Source organism: Staphylococcus sp. HL28 (assembly GCF_021117155.1).
Taxonomy (GTDB): domain Bacteria; phylum Bacillota; class Bacilli; order Staphylococcales; family Staphylococcaceae; genus Staphylococcus; species Staphylococcus warneri.
In genome coordinates, this window is sequence record NZ_CP088218.1 from 1776284 (window position 1) to 1794613 (window position 18330).

General features: G+C 32.1%; 19 protein-coding genes. 5 read left to right on the forward strand and 14 right to left on the reverse strand.

The features are described 5' to 3' along the window. Positions 1-289: 289 nt before the first annotated feature. Both ftsW and LPC11_RS08625 read right to left on the reverse strand, forming a co-directional pair. Positions 290-1513, reverse strand: coding sequence for a cell division peptidoglycan polymerase FtsW (ftsW, locus tag LPC11_RS08620; protein WP_107566540.1), 1224 nt, complete (start codon positions 1511-1513; stop codon positions 290-292). A gap of 318 nt (positions 1514-1831) precedes the next feature. After that, positions 1832-2107 carry an Fpa/YlaN family protein gene (locus LPC11_RS08625; RefSeq protein ID WP_002450671.1) on the reverse strand — a complete coding sequence of 92 codons (276 nt, stop codon included), beginning with the start codon at positions 2105-2107 and terminating at the stop codon, positions 1832-1834. 148 nt (positions 2108-2255) lie between these two features. On the opposite strand from LPC11_RS08625, the gene LPC11_RS08630 reads away from it, so the two are divergent. After that, positions 2256-2738 carry a hypothetical protein gene (locus LPC11_RS08630; protein ID WP_023375090.1) on the forward strand — a complete coding sequence of 161 codons (483 nt, stop codon included), beginning with the start codon at positions 2256-2258 and terminating at the stop codon, positions 2736-2738. Continuing rightward, the gene (locus LPC11_RS08635; RefSeq protein ID WP_023375089.1) at positions 2739-2924 is read left to right on the forward strand and encodes a DUF2197 domain-containing protein; all 186 of its coding nucleotides are present in this window, start codon (positions 2739-2741) and stop codon (positions 2922-2924) included. A gap of 204 nt (positions 2925-3128) precedes the next feature. Here the strand turns inward: LPC11_RS08635 and typA are convergent, their stop codons facing one another. Then, positions 3129-4976, reverse strand: a complete 1848-nt coding sequence (typA, locus tag LPC11_RS08640) for a translational GTPase TypA (protein ID WP_002467500.1) — start codon at positions 4974-4976, stop codon at positions 3129-3131. Positions 4977-5075: 99 nt separating this feature from the next. Here typA and LPC11_RS08645 point away from each other — a divergent pair, with 99 nt between their 5' ends. Further along, complete coding sequence (locus LPC11_RS08645; RefSeq protein ID WP_023375088.1) at positions 5076-5267, forward strand: DUF5325 family protein; 192 nt, start codon at positions 5076-5078, stop codon at positions 5265-5267. Between the two features lie 293 nt (positions 5268-5560). Here the strand turns inward: LPC11_RS08645 and LPC11_RS08650 are convergent, their stop codons facing one another. Next, positions 5561-6379 (reverse strand): inositol monophosphatase family protein, encoded by an 819-nt coding sequence (locus LPC11_RS08650; protein WP_023375087.1) that lies wholly within the window; start codon positions 6377-6379, stop codon positions 5561-5563. Positions 6380-6545: 166 nt separating this feature from the next. On the opposite strand from LPC11_RS08650, the gene LPC11_RS08655 reads away from it, so the two are divergent. After that, on the forward strand, positions 6546-7160 hold the full coding sequence (locus LPC11_RS08655; protein ID WP_023375086.1) for a YktB family protein: 615 nt from the start codon (positions 6546-6548) through the stop codon (positions 7158-7160). A 143-nt stretch (positions 7161-7303) separates the two neighbouring features. Then, positions 7304-8650, forward strand: a complete 1347-nt coding sequence (locus tag LPC11_RS08660) for an Nramp family divalent metal transporter (protein ID WP_023375085.1) — start codon at positions 7304-7306, stop codon at positions 8648-8650. An 80-nt stretch (positions 8651-8730) separates the two neighbouring features. Here LPC11_RS08660 and LPC11_RS08665 read toward each other — a convergent pair whose 3' ends face one another. The 10 genes from LPC11_RS08665 to LPC11_RS08710 form a co-directional block, all read right to left on the reverse strand. Beyond that, entirely contained in the window at positions 8731-9234 is a 504-nt protein-coding gene (locus tag LPC11_RS08665; RefSeq protein ID WP_023375084.1) for a DUF4064 domain-containing protein, read from the reverse strand. A gap of 136 nt (positions 9235-9370) precedes the next feature. Next, the gene (auxB, locus tag LPC11_RS08670; protein WP_023375083.1) at positions 9371-10510 is read right to left on the reverse strand and encodes a lipoteichoic acid stability factor AuxB; all 1140 of its coding nucleotides are present in this window, start codon (positions 10508-10510) and stop codon (positions 9371-9373) included. A 72-nt stretch (positions 10511-10582) separates the two neighbouring features. Then, the gene (locus LPC11_RS08675) at positions 10583-11656 is read right to left on the reverse strand and encodes an ABC transporter substrate-binding protein (protein ID WP_023375082.1); all 1074 of its coding nucleotides are present in this window, start codon (positions 11654-11656) and stop codon (positions 10583-10585) included. After that, a complete protein-coding gene (locus LPC11_RS08680; RefSeq protein WP_023375081.1) occupies positions 11653-12465 on the reverse strand; it encodes an ABC transporter permease in 813 nt (270 codons plus the stop codon). The genes LPC11_RS08675 and LPC11_RS08680 overlap by 4 nt, the downstream gene beginning before the upstream one ends. Before the next feature lie 5 nt (positions 12466-12470). Continuing rightward, entirely contained in the window at positions 12471-13274 is an 804-nt protein-coding gene (locus tag LPC11_RS08685) for an ABC transporter permease (RefSeq protein ID WP_023375080.1), read from the reverse strand. Beyond that, positions 13267-14361 carry an ABC transporter ATP-binding protein gene (locus LPC11_RS08690; RefSeq protein WP_023375079.1) on the reverse strand — a complete coding sequence of 365 codons (1095 nt, stop codon included), beginning with the start codon at positions 14359-14361 and terminating at the stop codon, positions 13267-13269. The genes LPC11_RS08685 and LPC11_RS08690 overlap by 8 nt, the downstream gene beginning before the upstream one ends. Before the next feature lie 13 nt (positions 14362-14374). Further along, positions 14375-14914 carry a helix-turn-helix domain-containing protein gene (locus LPC11_RS08695; protein WP_023375078.1) on the reverse strand — a complete coding sequence of 180 codons (540 nt, stop codon included), beginning with the start codon at positions 14912-14914 and terminating at the stop codon, positions 14375-14377. 164 nt (positions 14915-15078) lie between these two features. Continuing rightward, complete coding sequence (locus tag LPC11_RS08700; RefSeq protein ID WP_023375077.1) at positions 15079-15354, reverse strand: UPF0223 family protein; 276 nt, start codon at positions 15352-15354, stop codon at positions 15079-15081. A 192-nt stretch (positions 15355-15546) separates the two neighbouring features. Continuing rightward, positions 15547-16953 (reverse strand): dihydrolipoyl dehydrogenase, encoded by a 1407-nt coding sequence (lpdA, locus tag LPC11_RS08705; protein ID WP_023375076.1) that lies wholly within the window; start codon positions 16951-16953, stop codon positions 15547-15549. Between the two features lie 4 nt (positions 16954-16957). Continuing rightward, complete coding sequence (locus LPC11_RS08710; RefSeq protein WP_107566305.1) at positions 16958-18265, reverse strand: dihydrolipoamide acetyltransferase family protein; 1308 nt, start codon at positions 18263-18265, stop codon at positions 16958-16960. Between the last annotated feature and the right edge of the window lie 65 nt (positions 18266-18330).

An 18330-nucleotide genomic window follows, 5' to 3' on the forward strand; every position in this document is an offset into this window, starting at 1 on the left:
TATAAAGATTTTATCTCATATAGTTCTCTTTTTCTATAGTTATTACATATTAGTCATAATTCTTTAATTTATATGTCACATAAGATAAACATCCTTGATATAAAGCTAAACCAAACCTAAAATTCATATAAACTTATCATTAACAATAACTTTATATTATCATCGCATCAATCATATTTCCAGTTAAAACTTTAATGATTAATAAATATTTATATTAAAAAAAGCTAATCTCTATAACTTTAGAAAAATCTAATTTAAAGATTTTTCTAAAGTGAGATTAGCTTAATAACTATTGATAACGTCGTCTAATATCGACTTTATGTTGTTTTGCTCTTCTTTCATCCATTTTGATCTGTTTAGCAGTAATAAGTAATAATCCCATTGCTATACTTAAACTAATCATGGCAGACCCACCAAAACTTATAAATGGTAAAGGGACACCTGTTAATGGAATTGTTGCTGAAATACCACCTAAGTTAACAAATGTCTGACTACCAATATAACTTGCGATACCTACACAAACCAATTTATAAAAATATGAGTTTGTTTTATTTGCAAGCTGGAACGCACGATAAACAATGAAAAATTCTAGTATAATGACAAACAAACCGCCTACTAAACCTAATTCTTCACAGATTACCGCAAAAATGAAGTCAGTGTGTGGTTCAGGTAAATAACCTAATTTCATAATACTATTTCCTAAACCTCTACCAAACAGACCACCATTACCTATTGCCATAAGTGAATTCGATATATGATAACCTGTTCCTGATTCAGCACTAAACGGATTGGTTAAAGTACTAAACCTTGCTTCAAGATAACTTGGTAATAAGCCTGCAATCAGAACTAATATTGAAATCAAAATTCCTGCTATAGCAACCATAATACCGTATTTCAAAATATTATGTACACCTATGCCTGCATAAAAAATGATGGAAAAGAATATGATTAATATTAATAGCGTTTGCCCTACGTCCTTTTGTAAAAAGACTAAAGCGACACAACTGGCTACTAAAATAATAGGTGCTGAAATTAATTTTATTTTATTACGCACTGCTGGCATTTTCTTTTCTATCATAAATGGTAAATATAATATAATAGCAATTTTAAGTAATTCGGATGCTTGTAGGTTCATAAATCCTAAGTTGATCCAACTTTTAGAACCGTTAATATTTTTACCAATGACTAGCGTAATTAATAGTAAAACAAATATACCTATCATCATCCATTTTTGGACTTTGGGTTGTTTCAAGACCTTTACATTCATGATAAATGCCATAAAAAAGACAATAGCAAAGCTCATAATGACATATAGCAACTGTCTTGTATAGAAGTAGGTGCCTGATACTTCAGCGCCACCTGTTAAAGTACCTTTCGTAGCAGCAACCATACTGGCACTATAAACCATAACTAAACCAATTAAACATAGGATGACGTATGTGACCAACAATGGATAATCGATAAATTTAGATGTTTTTCCAATATATCGCATTATATTTTTAAAATTTTTCATATACTTGTACATCCAATTCAAATTTTTTGAGAGTTGAGATTAAGAGTTTTAATATAAATCATCTATGACTCTAAAACCTATCCTTTTTATTATAAACTTCCTATGTATCACAAAACAAATATAAACATAACAATTAATCAAAAAAGATAAAAATGACTGAGAAAATATCAATTATGATACTGTCTCAGCCACCATTTTTACAATGTGCAAGTTGCGATTCCACATTTCATATTAGCATGAAAGTGTTGTTAAAAATGTATTAAAATGATTCTAGTAACATCAATAACAAAATATAAACATATCAAATTTATATAAAAATTAAACGTTTGTAAATGCTTCGTGTAGTTTTGAAAGTTCTTTTTCAAGTCTTAACATAAGATTTTTGCCGTCTTCTTTCTCAACTAGCCCGAGTTGTACAGCAAAATCTACTTCTTTTTGAAGACCGAACATTTGTGTATCTAAAACTTCTTCGTATAGTGGACAAGAAGGTACTGTTAAATTGTCCATTTGAACTTTAATAAGATGTAATATTCTATCTGCATCTTTGTTCAGTTGGTCATAAGCCGCATTATTTAATTTCGACTGATTAGCCATGACACACACTCCCCCCTATCATTTCATTAAATATCTTCAATATATAAAATTTTATCTTACTGAATGTTAAAAAGCAAGTATCTTTAAATTAAGTATAACGTATTTTATGATAAAATAATATAAGATAAAAATTTAGGGAGTGGGCAAGATGATTCAAATAAAAGGTGCGGTAAATTTCCCCATCACATTAGATAGTACAACATGGATTTTTGATGATAGAAAGGTAAGTATCGAAGACTTAGAAAAAGGCGTTTTCGATGGTACTAAACCAATTCAGTTCGAAGATAATCGCGAATGGAATCGCGCTATCTTAGAAGGTCAAACAAATCCACCAACATTAAACTCTGAAATTAAATATAAAAAGCGTTCTGTATTAGAAGGTTCATTTGTGATTAATATGACACCTTTCTTTAAAACTGCAGAACCACAATCTAATGCAACTGCTATTAAATTATTTAATGAAGAAGATGCTATTGAAGTTCCATTAGATTTATTACCATATTTATTCTTCCAATTTGCTAAGGATGGTAAACGTCTATATGACGATAATTCTGTAGATAGTTTTGTATATGATACTGAAAAAGGTTATAGTTACGAATTTAAGTATGTAAAATATATTGAGGTGATATAATTGGTTCCAGTCAAATGTATCATTTGTGATACTACAGTACATATTGATGAAAACACTGTAGAAGCAAAGCGACTTAGAAACAATCCTATTCGTACATTTATGTGTGATGATTGTAAAAGCCGTTTAGATACACCTAAACAGCCTCAACCATTTGCAACGCATATTGATAAAAAAGAAAATGAATAATTAACTAGTGTATGATTGCATCGTTTTTTTAGACATGTAATCATGCGTTTTTTATGAGTAGATGATTTATTCTGATTCGTTTTATATGTAATTGTATAAGATTAAAAAATCTAAATATACAAAAGAAAACCACTTGATTATTGAAGAACATCAATAATCAAGTGGTTTTTAACTACTCATATTTAAGGATGTAGCAGACGATGATTATTCGTCCTCTGACATCATTTGTTTAACACGTTTAGCTTCTTTTTCACGCACTGATTTGTTTAATAATTTCTTTCTTAAACGAATACTTTCAGGTGTTACCTCTACTAATTCATCATCATTGATAAATTGTAACGCTTCTTCAAGTGTTAATACACGAGGACGATTCATAGTTTGTGTTTGATCTTTCGTAGCAGAACGTACGTTAGTTTGGTGTTTTGTTTTAGTGATATTAACTGTTAAGTCATTTTCACGATTATGTTCACCAACAATCATACCTTCATAAACTTCTGTACCTGGCTCCATGAAGTTAACGCCACGGTCTTCTAAACCTAAAATCGCATACGTACTAGCAGAACCTTGATCCATTGAAATTAATGCACCGTTTCTTCTGCCACCAATTTTAGCTTTAATACGAGGTCTGAATTCTTCAAATGTATGGTTGATAATACCATAACCACGTGTCATTGACATAAATTCTGTAGTATAACCAATCATACCGCGTGCTGGTACCATAAAGATAAGACGAGTAAGACCATTATCAGTTGTCATCATATCTAACATTTCACCTTTACGTGCACCTAAAGATTCAATAACAGCACCAGAGTTTTCTTGAGGCACTTCACATTGAACTCTTTCAAATGGTTCACACATAACGCCATCAATTTCTCTAATGATAACTTGTGGTTTAGATACTTGAAGTTCGTAACCTTCACGACGCATATTTTCAATTAAAATTGATAAATGTAATTCACCACGTCCAGCAACTACCCACGCATCTGGTGAGTCTGTTGGTGTAACTTTTAATGATACGTCTGTTTCAAGTTGTTGATCTAAACGTTCTTGGATTTGACGTGCTGTAACGAAATCACCTTCACGACCTGCAAAAGGTGAATTGTTAACTCTAAACGTCATTTCAAGTGTTGGTTCATCAATACGTAATACTGGTAAAGCATCTTGATGATCATGCGGTGTTACTGTTTCACCTACGTTGATATCTTCCATACCAGAAACCGCGATTAAGTCACCCGCTTGTGCTTCTTCAATTTCTTCACGTTTTAAACCGAAATAACCAAATATTTTGGTTACACGGAAGTTTTTAACGCTACCATCTAATTTAATTAGAGATACATTATCACCTACACGCATTTTCCCTCTGAATACACGTCCTACACCAATACGTCCTACATAGTCATTATAATCTAATAATGCTACTTGGAATTGTAATGGTTCATCACTATTATCAACTGGTGCTGGTACGTAATCGATAATAGTTTCATATAATGATTGCATGTTTTCATCTTGTTGTTCTGAATTTAAACTTGCAGTTCCATTAACAGCTGAAGCATATACAACTGGGAAATCAAGTTGTTCATCATTAGCTTCTAATTCGATAAATAAATCTAATACTTCATCTACGACACCTTCTGGTCTTGCAGATGGTTTGTCAATTTTATTTACTACTACCACTGGTTTTAAATTTTGTTCTAATGCTTTTTTAAGTACGAAACGTGTTTGAGGCATTGTACCTTCATACGCATCGACTACTAATACAACCCCATCAACCATTTTCATGATACGTTCAACTTCGCCACCGAAGTCAGCATGTCCAGGTGTATCTAGTATATTAATTCGTGTACCTTTATAGTCAACCGCAGTATTTTTCGCAAGAATTGTAATACCACGTTCTCTTTCTAAGTCATTAGAGTCCATAGCACGATCGTCAACATGTTCGTTCTCTCTAAAAATTCCTGATTGCTTTAATAATTCATCAACTAACGTCGTTTTACCATGGTCAACGTGCGCAATAATAGCTATATTACGTACATCTTCTCTTATATTCGTCATATTATAAATTTCCTTTCTTAAGTAAACTCCCACTTTTAATTACAACTTTTTTATTATATCATAGATTAGAGAAAAAATAAGTAAAAGGTGGGGTATGGGATGCAACAAAAAAAATCTAAAGGCATTTTCTGGATATTCTCAATTTTAGCTTTAATCTTTTTATTGCTATTTAGCTTTAGTATTGGTGCAGCAAATGTTCCAATGATGATTTTAACATTTATATTACTCGTTGCAACATTTGGTGTCGGTTTCACAGTGAAAAAGAAATATCGCGAAAATGACTGGTTATAGATGATATAACCCAATATTAATAAAATAAAACTTTGTTTAAAATCCAATGTTATTGGTAATTTGATTTTAAGTTTTATTGCTTAATGCGCCTGTCTCTTGGTAAATCAAATGAATATTCATCAATATGATTAGACATTTAAGACATAACCATATTTGATCTGAGCATTATCGAACCGTAACAACTACTTTCTTCAATTAAGATTAAGTATGCTTACAAAGAATTTTATTTAATTTTTACAAAAGACAAAGCCTGGAACATGATGTGAAGTCCCAAGCTTTGTCTTTTTATTATTTTAATTTCCAAAACGTTTTTGATGATGCATTCTTAAAGTATCTTCATGATTTTTTAAATACTCACTCATTATTTCATCGTGTAATAATGGATTAGCCATGATAATAGAATTGGGACGAGTCATAGTTAGTGTTTCACCAAGTAAATTAGTGCCCTTTCCACCAACTTCGTTGAGTATCATTAAACCACCGGCATAATCCCATGGTTGTAATCTTGGCGTTAAATATGCAGCTAATTGTCCTTTAGCTACACTTACAATTTCTAATGCTGCACTACCATAAGCTCTTGCACTACGTGCATCATTCACTATTGGTGCAAAAATAGGTCCCATAATAGGTTTAGTTAACCAATTAGGATTAATGCCAATAATACTTGTTTTTAGTTGCGTATCTTTTAAAGGTTCTAAAGCATGGTTATTTTCAAATGCACCTTCACCCACTTTGGTATGATACAAAATGTCTCTCATAACATCGTAAACAAATCCTGCATATGGTTTGCCTTCGTGATAAATCCCGATTGAAATAGCGAAGTTTTCTTGTTGATGAACAAAGTTTAATGTGCCATCTATCGGATCAACCACCCAAACGACACCAGACGTATCAATCAAGTCATGACCATGACCTTCTTCACCAATCACTTTATGCTCTGGATAATTTTGATGTATCATATCATAAATATAATCTTCAGTTGCTTTATCTACATTTGTCACTAAGTCATTAGGATTGGATTTAGTTTCAATATTTAATTCATCTTTCATCATTAAGCGTACTTTATTACCCGCTTCTAATACTAATCCTTTTGCAAAATCGTAAAGTGCCATGGTATCATCTCCTATTTATCTATATTATACATGATTATGGTCTTGATTTTATATTTATAGGCTCCCCTATTTTTAACAATTTATGCATCCTTTTGAAACTGCAATTTAGAATTTTAATGCTTTATTATGCTACAATAATTTTAATCATAATCCTAGGAGGCAAATCATGACTAAATACACATTTTCACCTCAAAATTTTAAAGCCTTTGATGTGGATGGACTAGATGCTAGAATGGAAGCACTTAATGAGCACGTTAGACCGCAATTGCATCAATTAGGAGATTATTTCACTGAATACTTTACAACTCAAACAGGCGAAACATTTTATCCTCACGTGGCAAAACACGCTAGAAGAAGTGTCAATCCACCTAAAGATACGTGGGTTGCATTTGCTCCAAATAAACGCGGCTACAAAATGTTACCTCATTTCCAAATCGGCTTATTTAGAGACCAATTATTTATAATGTTTGGTGTCATGCACGAAGCAAAAAATAAGGCTGAACGTGTTAAATTATTTGATAAACATTTTGATACGTTAAGAAACCTACCGTCAGATTACAGCATCTGTCTTGATCATATGAAGCCTGAAAAAACGTTAATTAAAGACTGTACTGATGAGCAATTACACGAAGCCATTGATCGTGTCAAAAATGTTAAAAAAGGTGAATTCTTCGTAGCTAGATCTATTACACCAGATGATCAAAGATTAAAAACTGATAAAGCTTTTATTCAATTTGTTGAAGAAACATTTGATCAATTCTTAAAATTCTATTCTGCTTAATTCAAAAAACTTTCACGATACTTGAACCTGTGACATTCACTCATGTCCAGGTTTTTTTGTTTTGTAAAATATTTTTAGGTTGACCTAAAAATAACATTAGGTTAATATATCAATATATTTTAAGTTAGAGGTGAGTTTTGTTTATGAATAAGCAATCAGTCGACCAAGAAGACCAAAAAAGCTTAGACGAAATTAATAATACGATTGATTTTGATTATAAAAGTAATGCAAGTCAAAAACTTTTGGCTTTCTTAGGACCTGGATTATTAGTAGCCGTGGGATATATGGATCCGGGTAACTGGATAACTTCAATGCAAGGTGGCGCACAATTTGGATACACCCTCTTATTTGTAATATTAATTTCTAGTTTAGCTGCTATGTTATTGCAAAGTATGACAGTAAGATTGGGTATCGCAACGGGTAAAGATTTAGCTCAAATGACGCGCCATTTTTTATCTAAACCTATTGCGATTATTTTCTGGATTATCGCAGAATTAGCTATCATTGCTACAGATATTGCTGAAGTGATTGGTAGTGCAATTTCACTTAATTTACTCTTTAATATTCCATTGATCGTTGGAGCTTTAATTACAGTATGTGATGTATTTTTATTATTATTTATTATGAAATTCGGATTTAGAAAAATAGAAGCCATAGTAGGTACGCTTATATTTACTGTTTTAGCCATATTTACCTTTGAAGTTTACATTTCTTCACCAAACGTATTGAATTTATTAAATGGCTTTGTACCACACACTGAAATCATTACCAACCAAGGTATCTTATATATTGCTTTAGGTATTGTAGGGGCAACGATTATGCCACACAATCTATATTTACATTCATCTATTGTTCAATCACGGAAATATGACAGAAATAATAATGAAGATAAAGCACAAGCAATTAAATATGCAACGATTGACTCCAATATCCAATTATCTATTGCATTTGTAGTCAATTGCTTGTTATTAACATTGGGTGCAGCACTATTCTTCGGAACTAACACAGATGAATTAGGTGGATTTTATGATTTATACCATGCTTTAAAAACGCAACCCTTATTAGGTGCAACATTAGGTGGTATCATGAGTACCTTATTTGCAGTTGCTTTACTTGCATCTGGACAAAATTCAACAATTACTGGTACGTTGGCAGGTCAGATTGTAATGGAAGGTTTCTTGAGATTACGTATTCCTAATTGGCTTCGTCGACTGATCACACGTTCTTTAGCTGTAATTCCTGTTATTATTTGTTTAATCATTTTTAATGGTAATGCCGAGAAAATTGAACAATTATTAGTATTCTCACAAGTATTTTTAAGTATAGCGTTACCTTTTACTTTAATACCACTACAATTAGCTACAAGTAATAAAAAGTTAATGGGACCATTTATTAATAAAACATGGATTAATATTATTTCATGGTCACTCATCATTATTCTAAGTATTCTAAATGTCTATCTCATTATCCAGACATTCCAAGAATTGTAAAAATAAAAATGCGGTTGAAATGAATTAACATTTCAACCGCTTTTCTAATATATAGCTATCATTTGATGAACAAAGATGAATTAATACGTATATGGTTTATCCTTTTGTTGATGTTCTTTTAATTCTTTTTCAGGATCCCAATCATCTCTTTTAGAAAAATCTTCTTGATGATTATTTACAGAATGGTCTCTTTTAGGTCTCTGTTGATTAGATTTCGTTAATAGCATAATACCTGCAATGAACCATAAAATCATAGCAATGATATTCGTTGCCATAATACCGACCACCGCTGCTGCAATTAATAAACTGGCCCCCAATTTATGTCTACCTTTCACTGTTAATGCACCAACGATACCTAAAATAGTAGAAAATGCAAGCACACCCATAGATAAGGCAATTGATGTAGTAAGCATTTCCATCGACATCTCTTGATTATTGCCCATTACTTGATTAACCATTTCCTTATTTTGAGATGCACCGCTCCCTGATTTCATTGCAAAATAACCTATTATTACAAACAGTAAATATAAACTACTTAAACCATTGGCTATCCATGCTAATGTCAATTCTGTTTTTCTCTTCATTACAGTACCTCCTTTAACTCTTACATTAATCATACTAAAAACTATCTTTACATGCTATTCAATACGTTAAAAATATATGAATAACAAAAAAATACCAAAAGTGAACGCTAAGTATCACTTTTGGTATTGTCATTCATTATTTCTTTTTGTCATCTTCGTCAATTTTTTGATGATCTTGTTTCACTTGATCTCTCATATCTTTTTCCGTATCACCAAACATTTGACGACGTTCTTCATAATTCATTCTTCTTTGATTAACTGCACTTGGCTGATTCTTACGTTTTTCTTTCATACGTTGATTATATGCTTTACGCTTTTCTTTTTTCTTAGCACGAATTTCAGCTTTTTCTCGTTTTCGTTGCGCTTTTAGCTCTTTAGGATCAACTTGAGGTTCTTCAAAATATTGATGAGATGGTTCTTCATCATTTTGTTCATTATATACATCTTGATTATCTGTAGAATCCTTATCTGAACGTGACTTTTTGTTATATTTCGCTTGGCGAGATAATAAAGTTGGTTCTTCATCTTGTTCATTATCATCTGAACGATATTCACTTTCTACAGCACGTTTAGGAAACTGTTCATATTTATCATCATATGATTCTTGTTCGTCTTGGATTTGATTTGCTGAGCCTGTTGTTGTATCATACGCTTGTTCTTTTCGTTCCATACTACGACGTGACGGACGTCTACGTTGTTGTGGTTCTTCAACTGGTTCATTTTCAGTTTCATTATGATGCGTATAAGCTTCTTGTTCTGGCATTTCTTCATATGGTTGATAACCATAACCACCGTTATAATAGTTTGGTACGGTTTCAACTTTATTCTTTCTAACAAACATCATAATAGCAATGATAAAGAATAAAATTGGAATGATTAATGTTACTACAAGTAATACTAAAGGTATCGTAATAATTGCTGATAACAAGAATAAGAAACCAGATAAAATTCTAATGTTCATAGAAATTAAAGCTAAAAACGAAATTAACAAACAAACGATGAAATACACTATAATTGCCCAAACACCATTTTGTAACCATATCACAAATTGTGTAGTGCTTAAGCTATTATTTGCTAATACTTGTTGAATAAGATCATTATTATTTAATGTATTCTCTAAGTTAGCAATAGATGTATCATTACTAAATGACACTAAAGCTATAAACATCGTGACGATTGTCAAAATTAATAAGAATACCCAACTAAGCCACCCTAAAACCTTTTCTGTTAGTCGACTGACTGGACGTTTAATTTGAGTATATTGCTCTCCTGTCATTCGTTACAACTCCTTACTTTACTTATCAAGTTATTATATCGAATATAACAAAAAATAACTACCATTTTCATTTTACTTTAACGACATTTTAAAATTTAAAAAACTTTCGTTATATTCACTTAACGTTTCTTGGCCTAAATCTTGATATACTTCCAATCGCTGTTGCTCTTTTTTAGTAGGATAAAATCTATGATCATTTCTAATATCCTTAGGTAACATCTTTCTTGCTTCTTTATTTGGTGTAGCATAACCAACCCATTCAGTATTCTGCTTATTGTTTTTTTCATCTAAAAGAAAATTCATAAAGCGATATGCGCCTTCTTTATTTTGTGCAGTTTTAGGTATTACCATATTATCAAACCATAAATTTGATCCTTCTTTTGGAATAACATAATTATATTTGTCACTATCTTGAACTAATGGCGCAGCGACGCCACTCCATACAACTGCAATACTTCCTTCATTTTGTTCAAGCATCATTGTGATTTCATCACCTACAACACCTCTAACTTGTGGCGCTAAATGATGTAAATCAGATTCCGCTTTTTTGATATGTTGTGGATTTTTATCATTCAAACTATAGCCTAATTTATTAAGGCCTAAACCTAAAATTTCACGTGCCCCATCAACTAATAATACTTGGTTTTTATATTTAGATTTATACAAATCTTGCCAACTATTAAAAGAATCATTAGGATACTTATCCTTATTATATAGTATCCCAACAGTTCCAAAGAAATAGGGTAATGAATATTGATTATGTCGGTCATATGACATATCCATATAATCTGGATCTAAATTTTTAATATTAGGTATTTTCTTATGGTCTAAAGGTTCTAATAAATGTGCACGCTTTAATTTTTGTACTGTATATTCACTTGGAAAAGCGACATCATAATGTGTCCCTCCATTACGAATCTTAGCTTCCATAGCTTCATTCGAATCAAATGTTTCATAAACCACTTGGATACCTGTTTCTTTTTCAAACTTTTTAATTAGGCTTGGATCGATATATTCTCCCCAATTATAGACATAAATTTTTTGGTTAGTATCTGTGTTTTCTTTCGATTTGAACCAGTGACTCACGCCTAAACATAAAACACCTATCATAATTGAAATTAAAATCAATTGTAAAAATCGTTTCATGTATTGACACCTCGTTTCGGATGCTTTTTACGTTGAACGAGGTGTTGAATTGCATAGTAACCCATAACACCTATCACGATAACACCGAATAATATGGTTGAAATTGCATTAATTTCCATGCTTATACCTTTTCTAGCCATTGCATAAACTTCTACAGATAATACACTGAATCCATTACCAGTGACGAAAAAGCTCACTGTAAAATCATCTAATGAATAAGTTAATGCCATAAAGAATCCACCGATAATAGCAGGCATAATATTCGGTATGACCACACTACTTAATAATTGTGATTCATTAGCTCCTAAGTCTCTAGCAGCATTCAACATACTATCATTCATTTCATATAATTGTGGCAAAACAACAATAACAACAATCGGAATACAAAATGCGATTTGGGATGCTAAAACTGTCCAAAATCCAAGGCCTAATCCTGTAAAATGACCTATTGCAGTAAACATAATTAAAAAAGATGCACCAATAACAACATCTGAAGACACCATTAGCACATTATTGAGCGTTAATAGCGTCAATTTAAACTGTTTATGTCTTAAGTGATATATAGCTATAGCACCGAATGTCCCAATCAATGTAGAAACTGCTGCTGCGATTAATGCGACGGCGACTGTATTAAATATGACTGACATTAATTTATCATTTTGGAATAAGGTTTGATAATGTTCCAGTGTGAAATGCTCAAAATGAATCATATTACCTGCTGAATTAAACGAATATACCATTAAAAAGAATATAGGTATATATAATATAGCTATTAATATTCCTATATATAGCTTGCCATACCACTTCACACAACTCACCCTTTCCTATGATTAGATTTTGATTTAGTCATAATTAAAATAAATGCCATAAAAATGATTAGGAATAACGCTATTGTTGAACCCATACCATAATTTTGAATAGTTAAAAATTGCTCTTCGATAGCTGTCCCAATATTGATCACCTTATTGCCTGCGATTAAACGTGTAATCATGAATAGTGATAATGCAGGTATAAAAGTTACTTGAACACCAGTCATGACACCTTCCCTCGTTAAAGGCATAATCACTTTACCAAATGTTGTTAGAGGATTAGCTCCTAAATCACTTGATGCTTGTAGTAAATTATTAGGAATTGCCTTCATACTATTAAAAATTGGTAATATCATAAATGGTATATAAATATAACTTGATACTACTATGAATGCGCCTGCAGTAAATAGCATATTAATTGGAGATAAATTAAAAATGTTAAATAACTGGTTGATTAATCCATCATGACTTAACAAACCAATAAATGCATATGTTTTCAATAATAAGTTAATCCATGTAGGAATAATCATAATCATTAATAGTAAATTTTGATATTTAGATTGAGCAATATAATAAGCCGCTGGATAACTTATCAATAGTGTGACAAGCGTAATAATCACAGCAAATATAATAGAATCAGCAAACATTTTAACATAACTCAATGTAAAAATATTTTCATAGTTAGTAAAACTGAAATGGCCTTGATTGTCTAAAAAAGAATAATAAACAAGTAATACGACTGGAATAATTATGAATAATACCATCCAAATCAAATATGGAATAAGCAATAAACGATTGGTATTACGCATTTTCAACATCCTCATAACTTTCAATTCGTTTATCAAATTCTTCTTCCGTTTCACCTGGTACCATGATATGAATTGCTTCTGGCTCAAAATACAGGCCAACTTCACTGCCTACTTCAGCTTTACGTGTTGATTGAATAACCCATTCATATCCCTTTCGATCAACCACGCAGATTTCGTAATGAACACCTCTAAAGAGCATAGAATCTACTTTTACTTGGAACAAACCTTTATCTGCTTCAATCAATGAAATATCTTCAGGACGAATGACAACTTCTACTTTTTTATTTGCAGGTATACCCATATCTACACAATCAAAATCTTGACCGTAGATATTTACAACATAATCTTCTACCATTCGACCTTCTACAATATTTGATTCTCCAATAAAATCAGCCACGAATCGGTTGACCGGCTCATCATAAATATCATTTGGTGTTCCAAATTGTTGAATTTTACCATCTTTCATAACAAAAATATAATCACTTAAAGCTAGTGCTTCTTCTTGATCATGAGTAACAAAAATAAATGTAATACCTAATCGAGATTGTAATTCTCTTAATTCATACTGCATTTCAGTTCTTAATTTTAAATCTAGCGCTGAGAGTGACTCATCTAATAATAAAATTTCTGGTTCGTTAACAATAGCTCTAGCTATGGCAACACGTTGTTTTTGACCACCACTCATGCCATTAATATTACGGTCTTCATAACCTGACAGCTTAACAAGTCTAAGTGCTTCATCTACTTTTTCTTTAATAGCATTTTTATTCATTTTCTTTAATTTCAACCCGTACGCAATATTTTCAAATACATTGAGATGTGGAAACAAAGCATAATCTTGAAAAACTGTATTTACTTTACGTTTGTTTGGTGGTAATTTTCCAATTGGTTTATTTTGATAAATTACTTCTCCTTGATCAGGATATTCAAAGCCAGCGATTAATTTTAAAATGGTTGTTTTACCACAGCCTGAAGGACCTAGCAATGTGTAAAAATAACCTGATTCTATATCTATATCAATTTCATTTAATATTTGAACGTCATCATATCCTTTGCTTACGCCTTTAAATGATAATAATGGTGCCAATATTCACAACTCCTTATAAATATGATGCTGTTGCAACAATTAATATTTTCACTTCCTGTTTTCCTTCATTAAAAAGACGATGATCATCATTTGCTTTAAAATAAAATACATCTTCTTTATTTGCATGATAACAAACATTACCTAACTGCAATGTCACTTGTCCTTGTAAACAATAAACAAACGTATCCGATTCTGAAGGGTTAAACGTCTTATATGATGCACCTGGTTTCAATGTTAATAGAAGTGGTTCCATTTCAAATTCATTCGATTTAGTAACTAGCCAATTTAAAATATAGCCTCTATCGTATTCATCATAAATGATTTGCTCTTCTTTTTTATAAATGACTTTTTGTTGTTCTGTTTCCTTAAAGAAGTCGCTTGCAGATGTTCCTAATACTTCTAGTATGTTTAAGAATGTTTCCATACTAGGAGATGCATTTTGACTCTCAATTTGGGATATGTATCCTTTTGAAAGATCTGTTCTTTCAGCTAATTCTTCTTGTGTTAAATTTTTAATTTTTCTAAGATTCTTGAGTTTATATCCTATTTCCATAATGAAACCACCTAAAAAAGCTATATTAAGTTTACTTTTATCAAACATTTTGTTTAACGCTTAATAAAAATACCAAAATATAGCTCTACAATCAATACTTTTTATTGTTTTAAGACAAACATTTTACATTCACAACATTTTGCTTTTTGTTAAGTCATGTTTACTTAAGACTTGGCAGAAAACACTTGTTGATCAGGGTTTTTATTTACTTCTTGGACTACCTTATAACTATTATAACCACTGCTTTTTTCAAATTCTTTAAACAGTTGCTTCTCTTCTGCTTTACCAGGTACGATTTGTTTGAAACTTTTATAAGCTTTTTTAACCTCTTCAGCTTTAACTGATGATTCATAATAGTTCTCAATTTTATTAAAGAAATGAATGACATCCATCATTTCATCATTTGTCCAATCTAAATCTAATGGATATTGATATTCCAAGTTAATTCACTCCTATAGTTTAATTAGAATACAGAATTAGTGTATCTGAGATGATTTAAGCTGACAAATAGTTTATGTATTATAAACTCTCATACGATAAATATTCACATTTAAGCGTCATTAACTTATCATAATAAAACAAAAAAACTGGCAACAAATAATGTTACCAGTTTAATTTAACGGAATGTTAAATTACATTGTATGGATTGGATATCCAATTGCTTTTTCAGCTGCTTCCATTGACATTTCCCCTAAAGTTGGGTGAGCATGTACAGTTAATGCAATATCTTCAGCATTCATACCTGATTCAATTGCTAAACCTAATTCAGAAATAATATCTGAAGCACCAGTACCTACTACTTGAGCACCGATTAAAGTGTCATCTTCTTTAAGTGTAATTAATTTAACGAAACCATTTGTATCATCTAATGATAATGCACGGCCATTAGCTGCGTAAGGGAATTTAGAAGCTTTAATTGATAAACCTTCTTCTTTCGCTTGAGCTTCAGTATAACCTACTTGAGCTAATTCTGGTTCAGTGAAACATACTGCAGGCATACCAATGTAATCAACTTCTGCTGCTTGTCCATCAATAGCCTCTGCAGCTACTTTTGCTTCATAGCTTGCTTTATGAGCAAGAGGTAATCCTGGAACGATATCACCAATTGCATAGATATTATTAATTGAAGTACGGCTTTGTTTATCAACTTCGATTAATCCACGTTCACCAAATTTAAGACCTAATTCTTCTAAGCCTAATTCATCAGTATTTGGACGACGACCTACAGTTACTAATACATAATCAGCTTCGATAGTTTGTTCTTCACCTTTAGCTTCATAAGTAACATTTACGCCATTTTCAGTTTCTTCAGCTGATTTAGCCATAGCTTCAGTAACGATTTCGATACCTTTTTCTTTCATGCCTTTTTTAACTGGTTGAGTCATTTGTTTCTCAAAGCCACCTAAGATATCTTTAGCACCTTCAAGAATTGTCACTTCAGAACCAAAGTTAGCAAATGCTGTACCAAGTTCTGAACCGATATAACCGCCACCAACTACTACTAATTTACCAGGTACTTCTTGTAAGTTTAATGCACCTGTTGAATCGATAACACGGTTACCAAATTCAAAATTAGGAATTTCAATTGGCCTAGAACCAGTTGCAATGATTGCATTTTTGAAATTGTAAGTTTGAGCACTTTTTTCGTCCATAACGCGTAAGCTATTGTTATCAACAAAGTAAGCTTCGCCTTTAACGATTTCAACTTTATTACCTTTTAATAAACCTTCAACCCCACCAGTTAATTTATTAACAACTGATGATTTGAATTCTTGAACTTTTTCATAGTTTAAAGAAACACTTTCAGCGATTACCCCTAAGTTTTCTGAATGTTGTGCTTCAACAAAACGATGAGATGCGTGTAATAAAGCTTTTGAAGGAATACAACCAACGTTTAAGCAAACGCCACCTAAATTACCTTTCTCAACGATTGTTACTTTTTGTCCAAGTTGTGCTGCACGAATTGCTGCAACATAACCTCCAGGACCTGCTCCGATTACAATAGTATCTGTTTCAATTGGGAAATCTCCAACTACCATCTTTTTACCCCTCCATTAATAATAATTCTGGATTATTTAATAAACGCTTGATGTGATTCATAGCATTTTGTCCAGTTGCACCATCAATTTGTCTGTGGTCAAAGCTTAATGATAATGCAAGAACTGGCGCTGCTACAATTTCTCCATCTTTAACAATCGGTTTTTGAGCAATGCGCCCAATTCCTAAGATAGCTACTTCTGGGTGATTAATAACTGGAGTGAACCATTGTCCACCAGCTGAACCGATATTACTGATTGTACATGTTGCACCTTTCATTTCGTCAGATGTTAATTTACCGTCACGTGCTTTTACAGCAAGTTCGTTAATTTCATCTGAGATTTGGAAGATTGATTTACGATCTGCATGTTTAACAACAGGTACTAATAAACCTCTGTCTGTATCTGCAGCGATACCAATATTCCAATAGTGTTTGTGTACAATCTCTCCAGCTTCTTCATTAAATGAAGTATTAAGCGCTGGATATTTTTTAAGTGCAGAAACAAGTGCTTTCACTACATATGGTAAGAAAGTAAGTTTTGTACCTTGTTCAGCTGCGATTTCTTTGAATTTCTTACGGTGATCCCATAGTTGTTGAACATCAATTTCATCCATTAATGTAACATGTGGTGCTGTGTGTTTAGAATTAACCATTGCTTTGGCAATTGCTTTACGCATAGCTGGGATTTTTTCAGTTGTTTCTGGGAAGTCGCCTTCTGGTACTGATTGTGTTGCCGCTGCAGTTGTAGTCTCTTCAGAAGTACTTGCTGCACTTTCATTAGATGTTGCTTGAGTAGCTCCACCATTTAAGTGTGCATCAATATCTTCTTTTGTGATTCGACCATTTTTACCAGAACCAGCAACTGCTTTAATATTCACGCCATTATCACGTGCATATTTGCGTACTGAAGGCATTGCTTTAATTGTTCTATTTTCATCAACTTCAGCATCTTGAGTGCTTGCTGCAGGTTGACTTTCTTGTGATGAAGCACTTTCTTCTTTCGCTGCTTCTTCTTTTGGTTCTTCACTTGATGAATCATCACTGTGATTACCTTTGAATTGCATTTCTTCAGCATCTGGTGCATCAATTTTAACAATAATGTCACCAACAACTGCTACTGTACCCTCATCTACTAATACTTCTTCAACTGTACCACTTACTGGTGAAGGGATTTCTACAACAGATTTGTCATTTTGGACTTCTGCTAAGACATCGTCTTCTTCAATTGTATCTCCAGCTTTTACAAACCATTTTACAATTTCACCTTCGTGGATACCTTCCCCGATGTCGGGTAATCTAAATTCAAATGCCACGGTCTTTTTCCTCCTAAGATTTTCTTAATAAAGAAATCACTTTTTAATTTAAACTTTATTTAAAG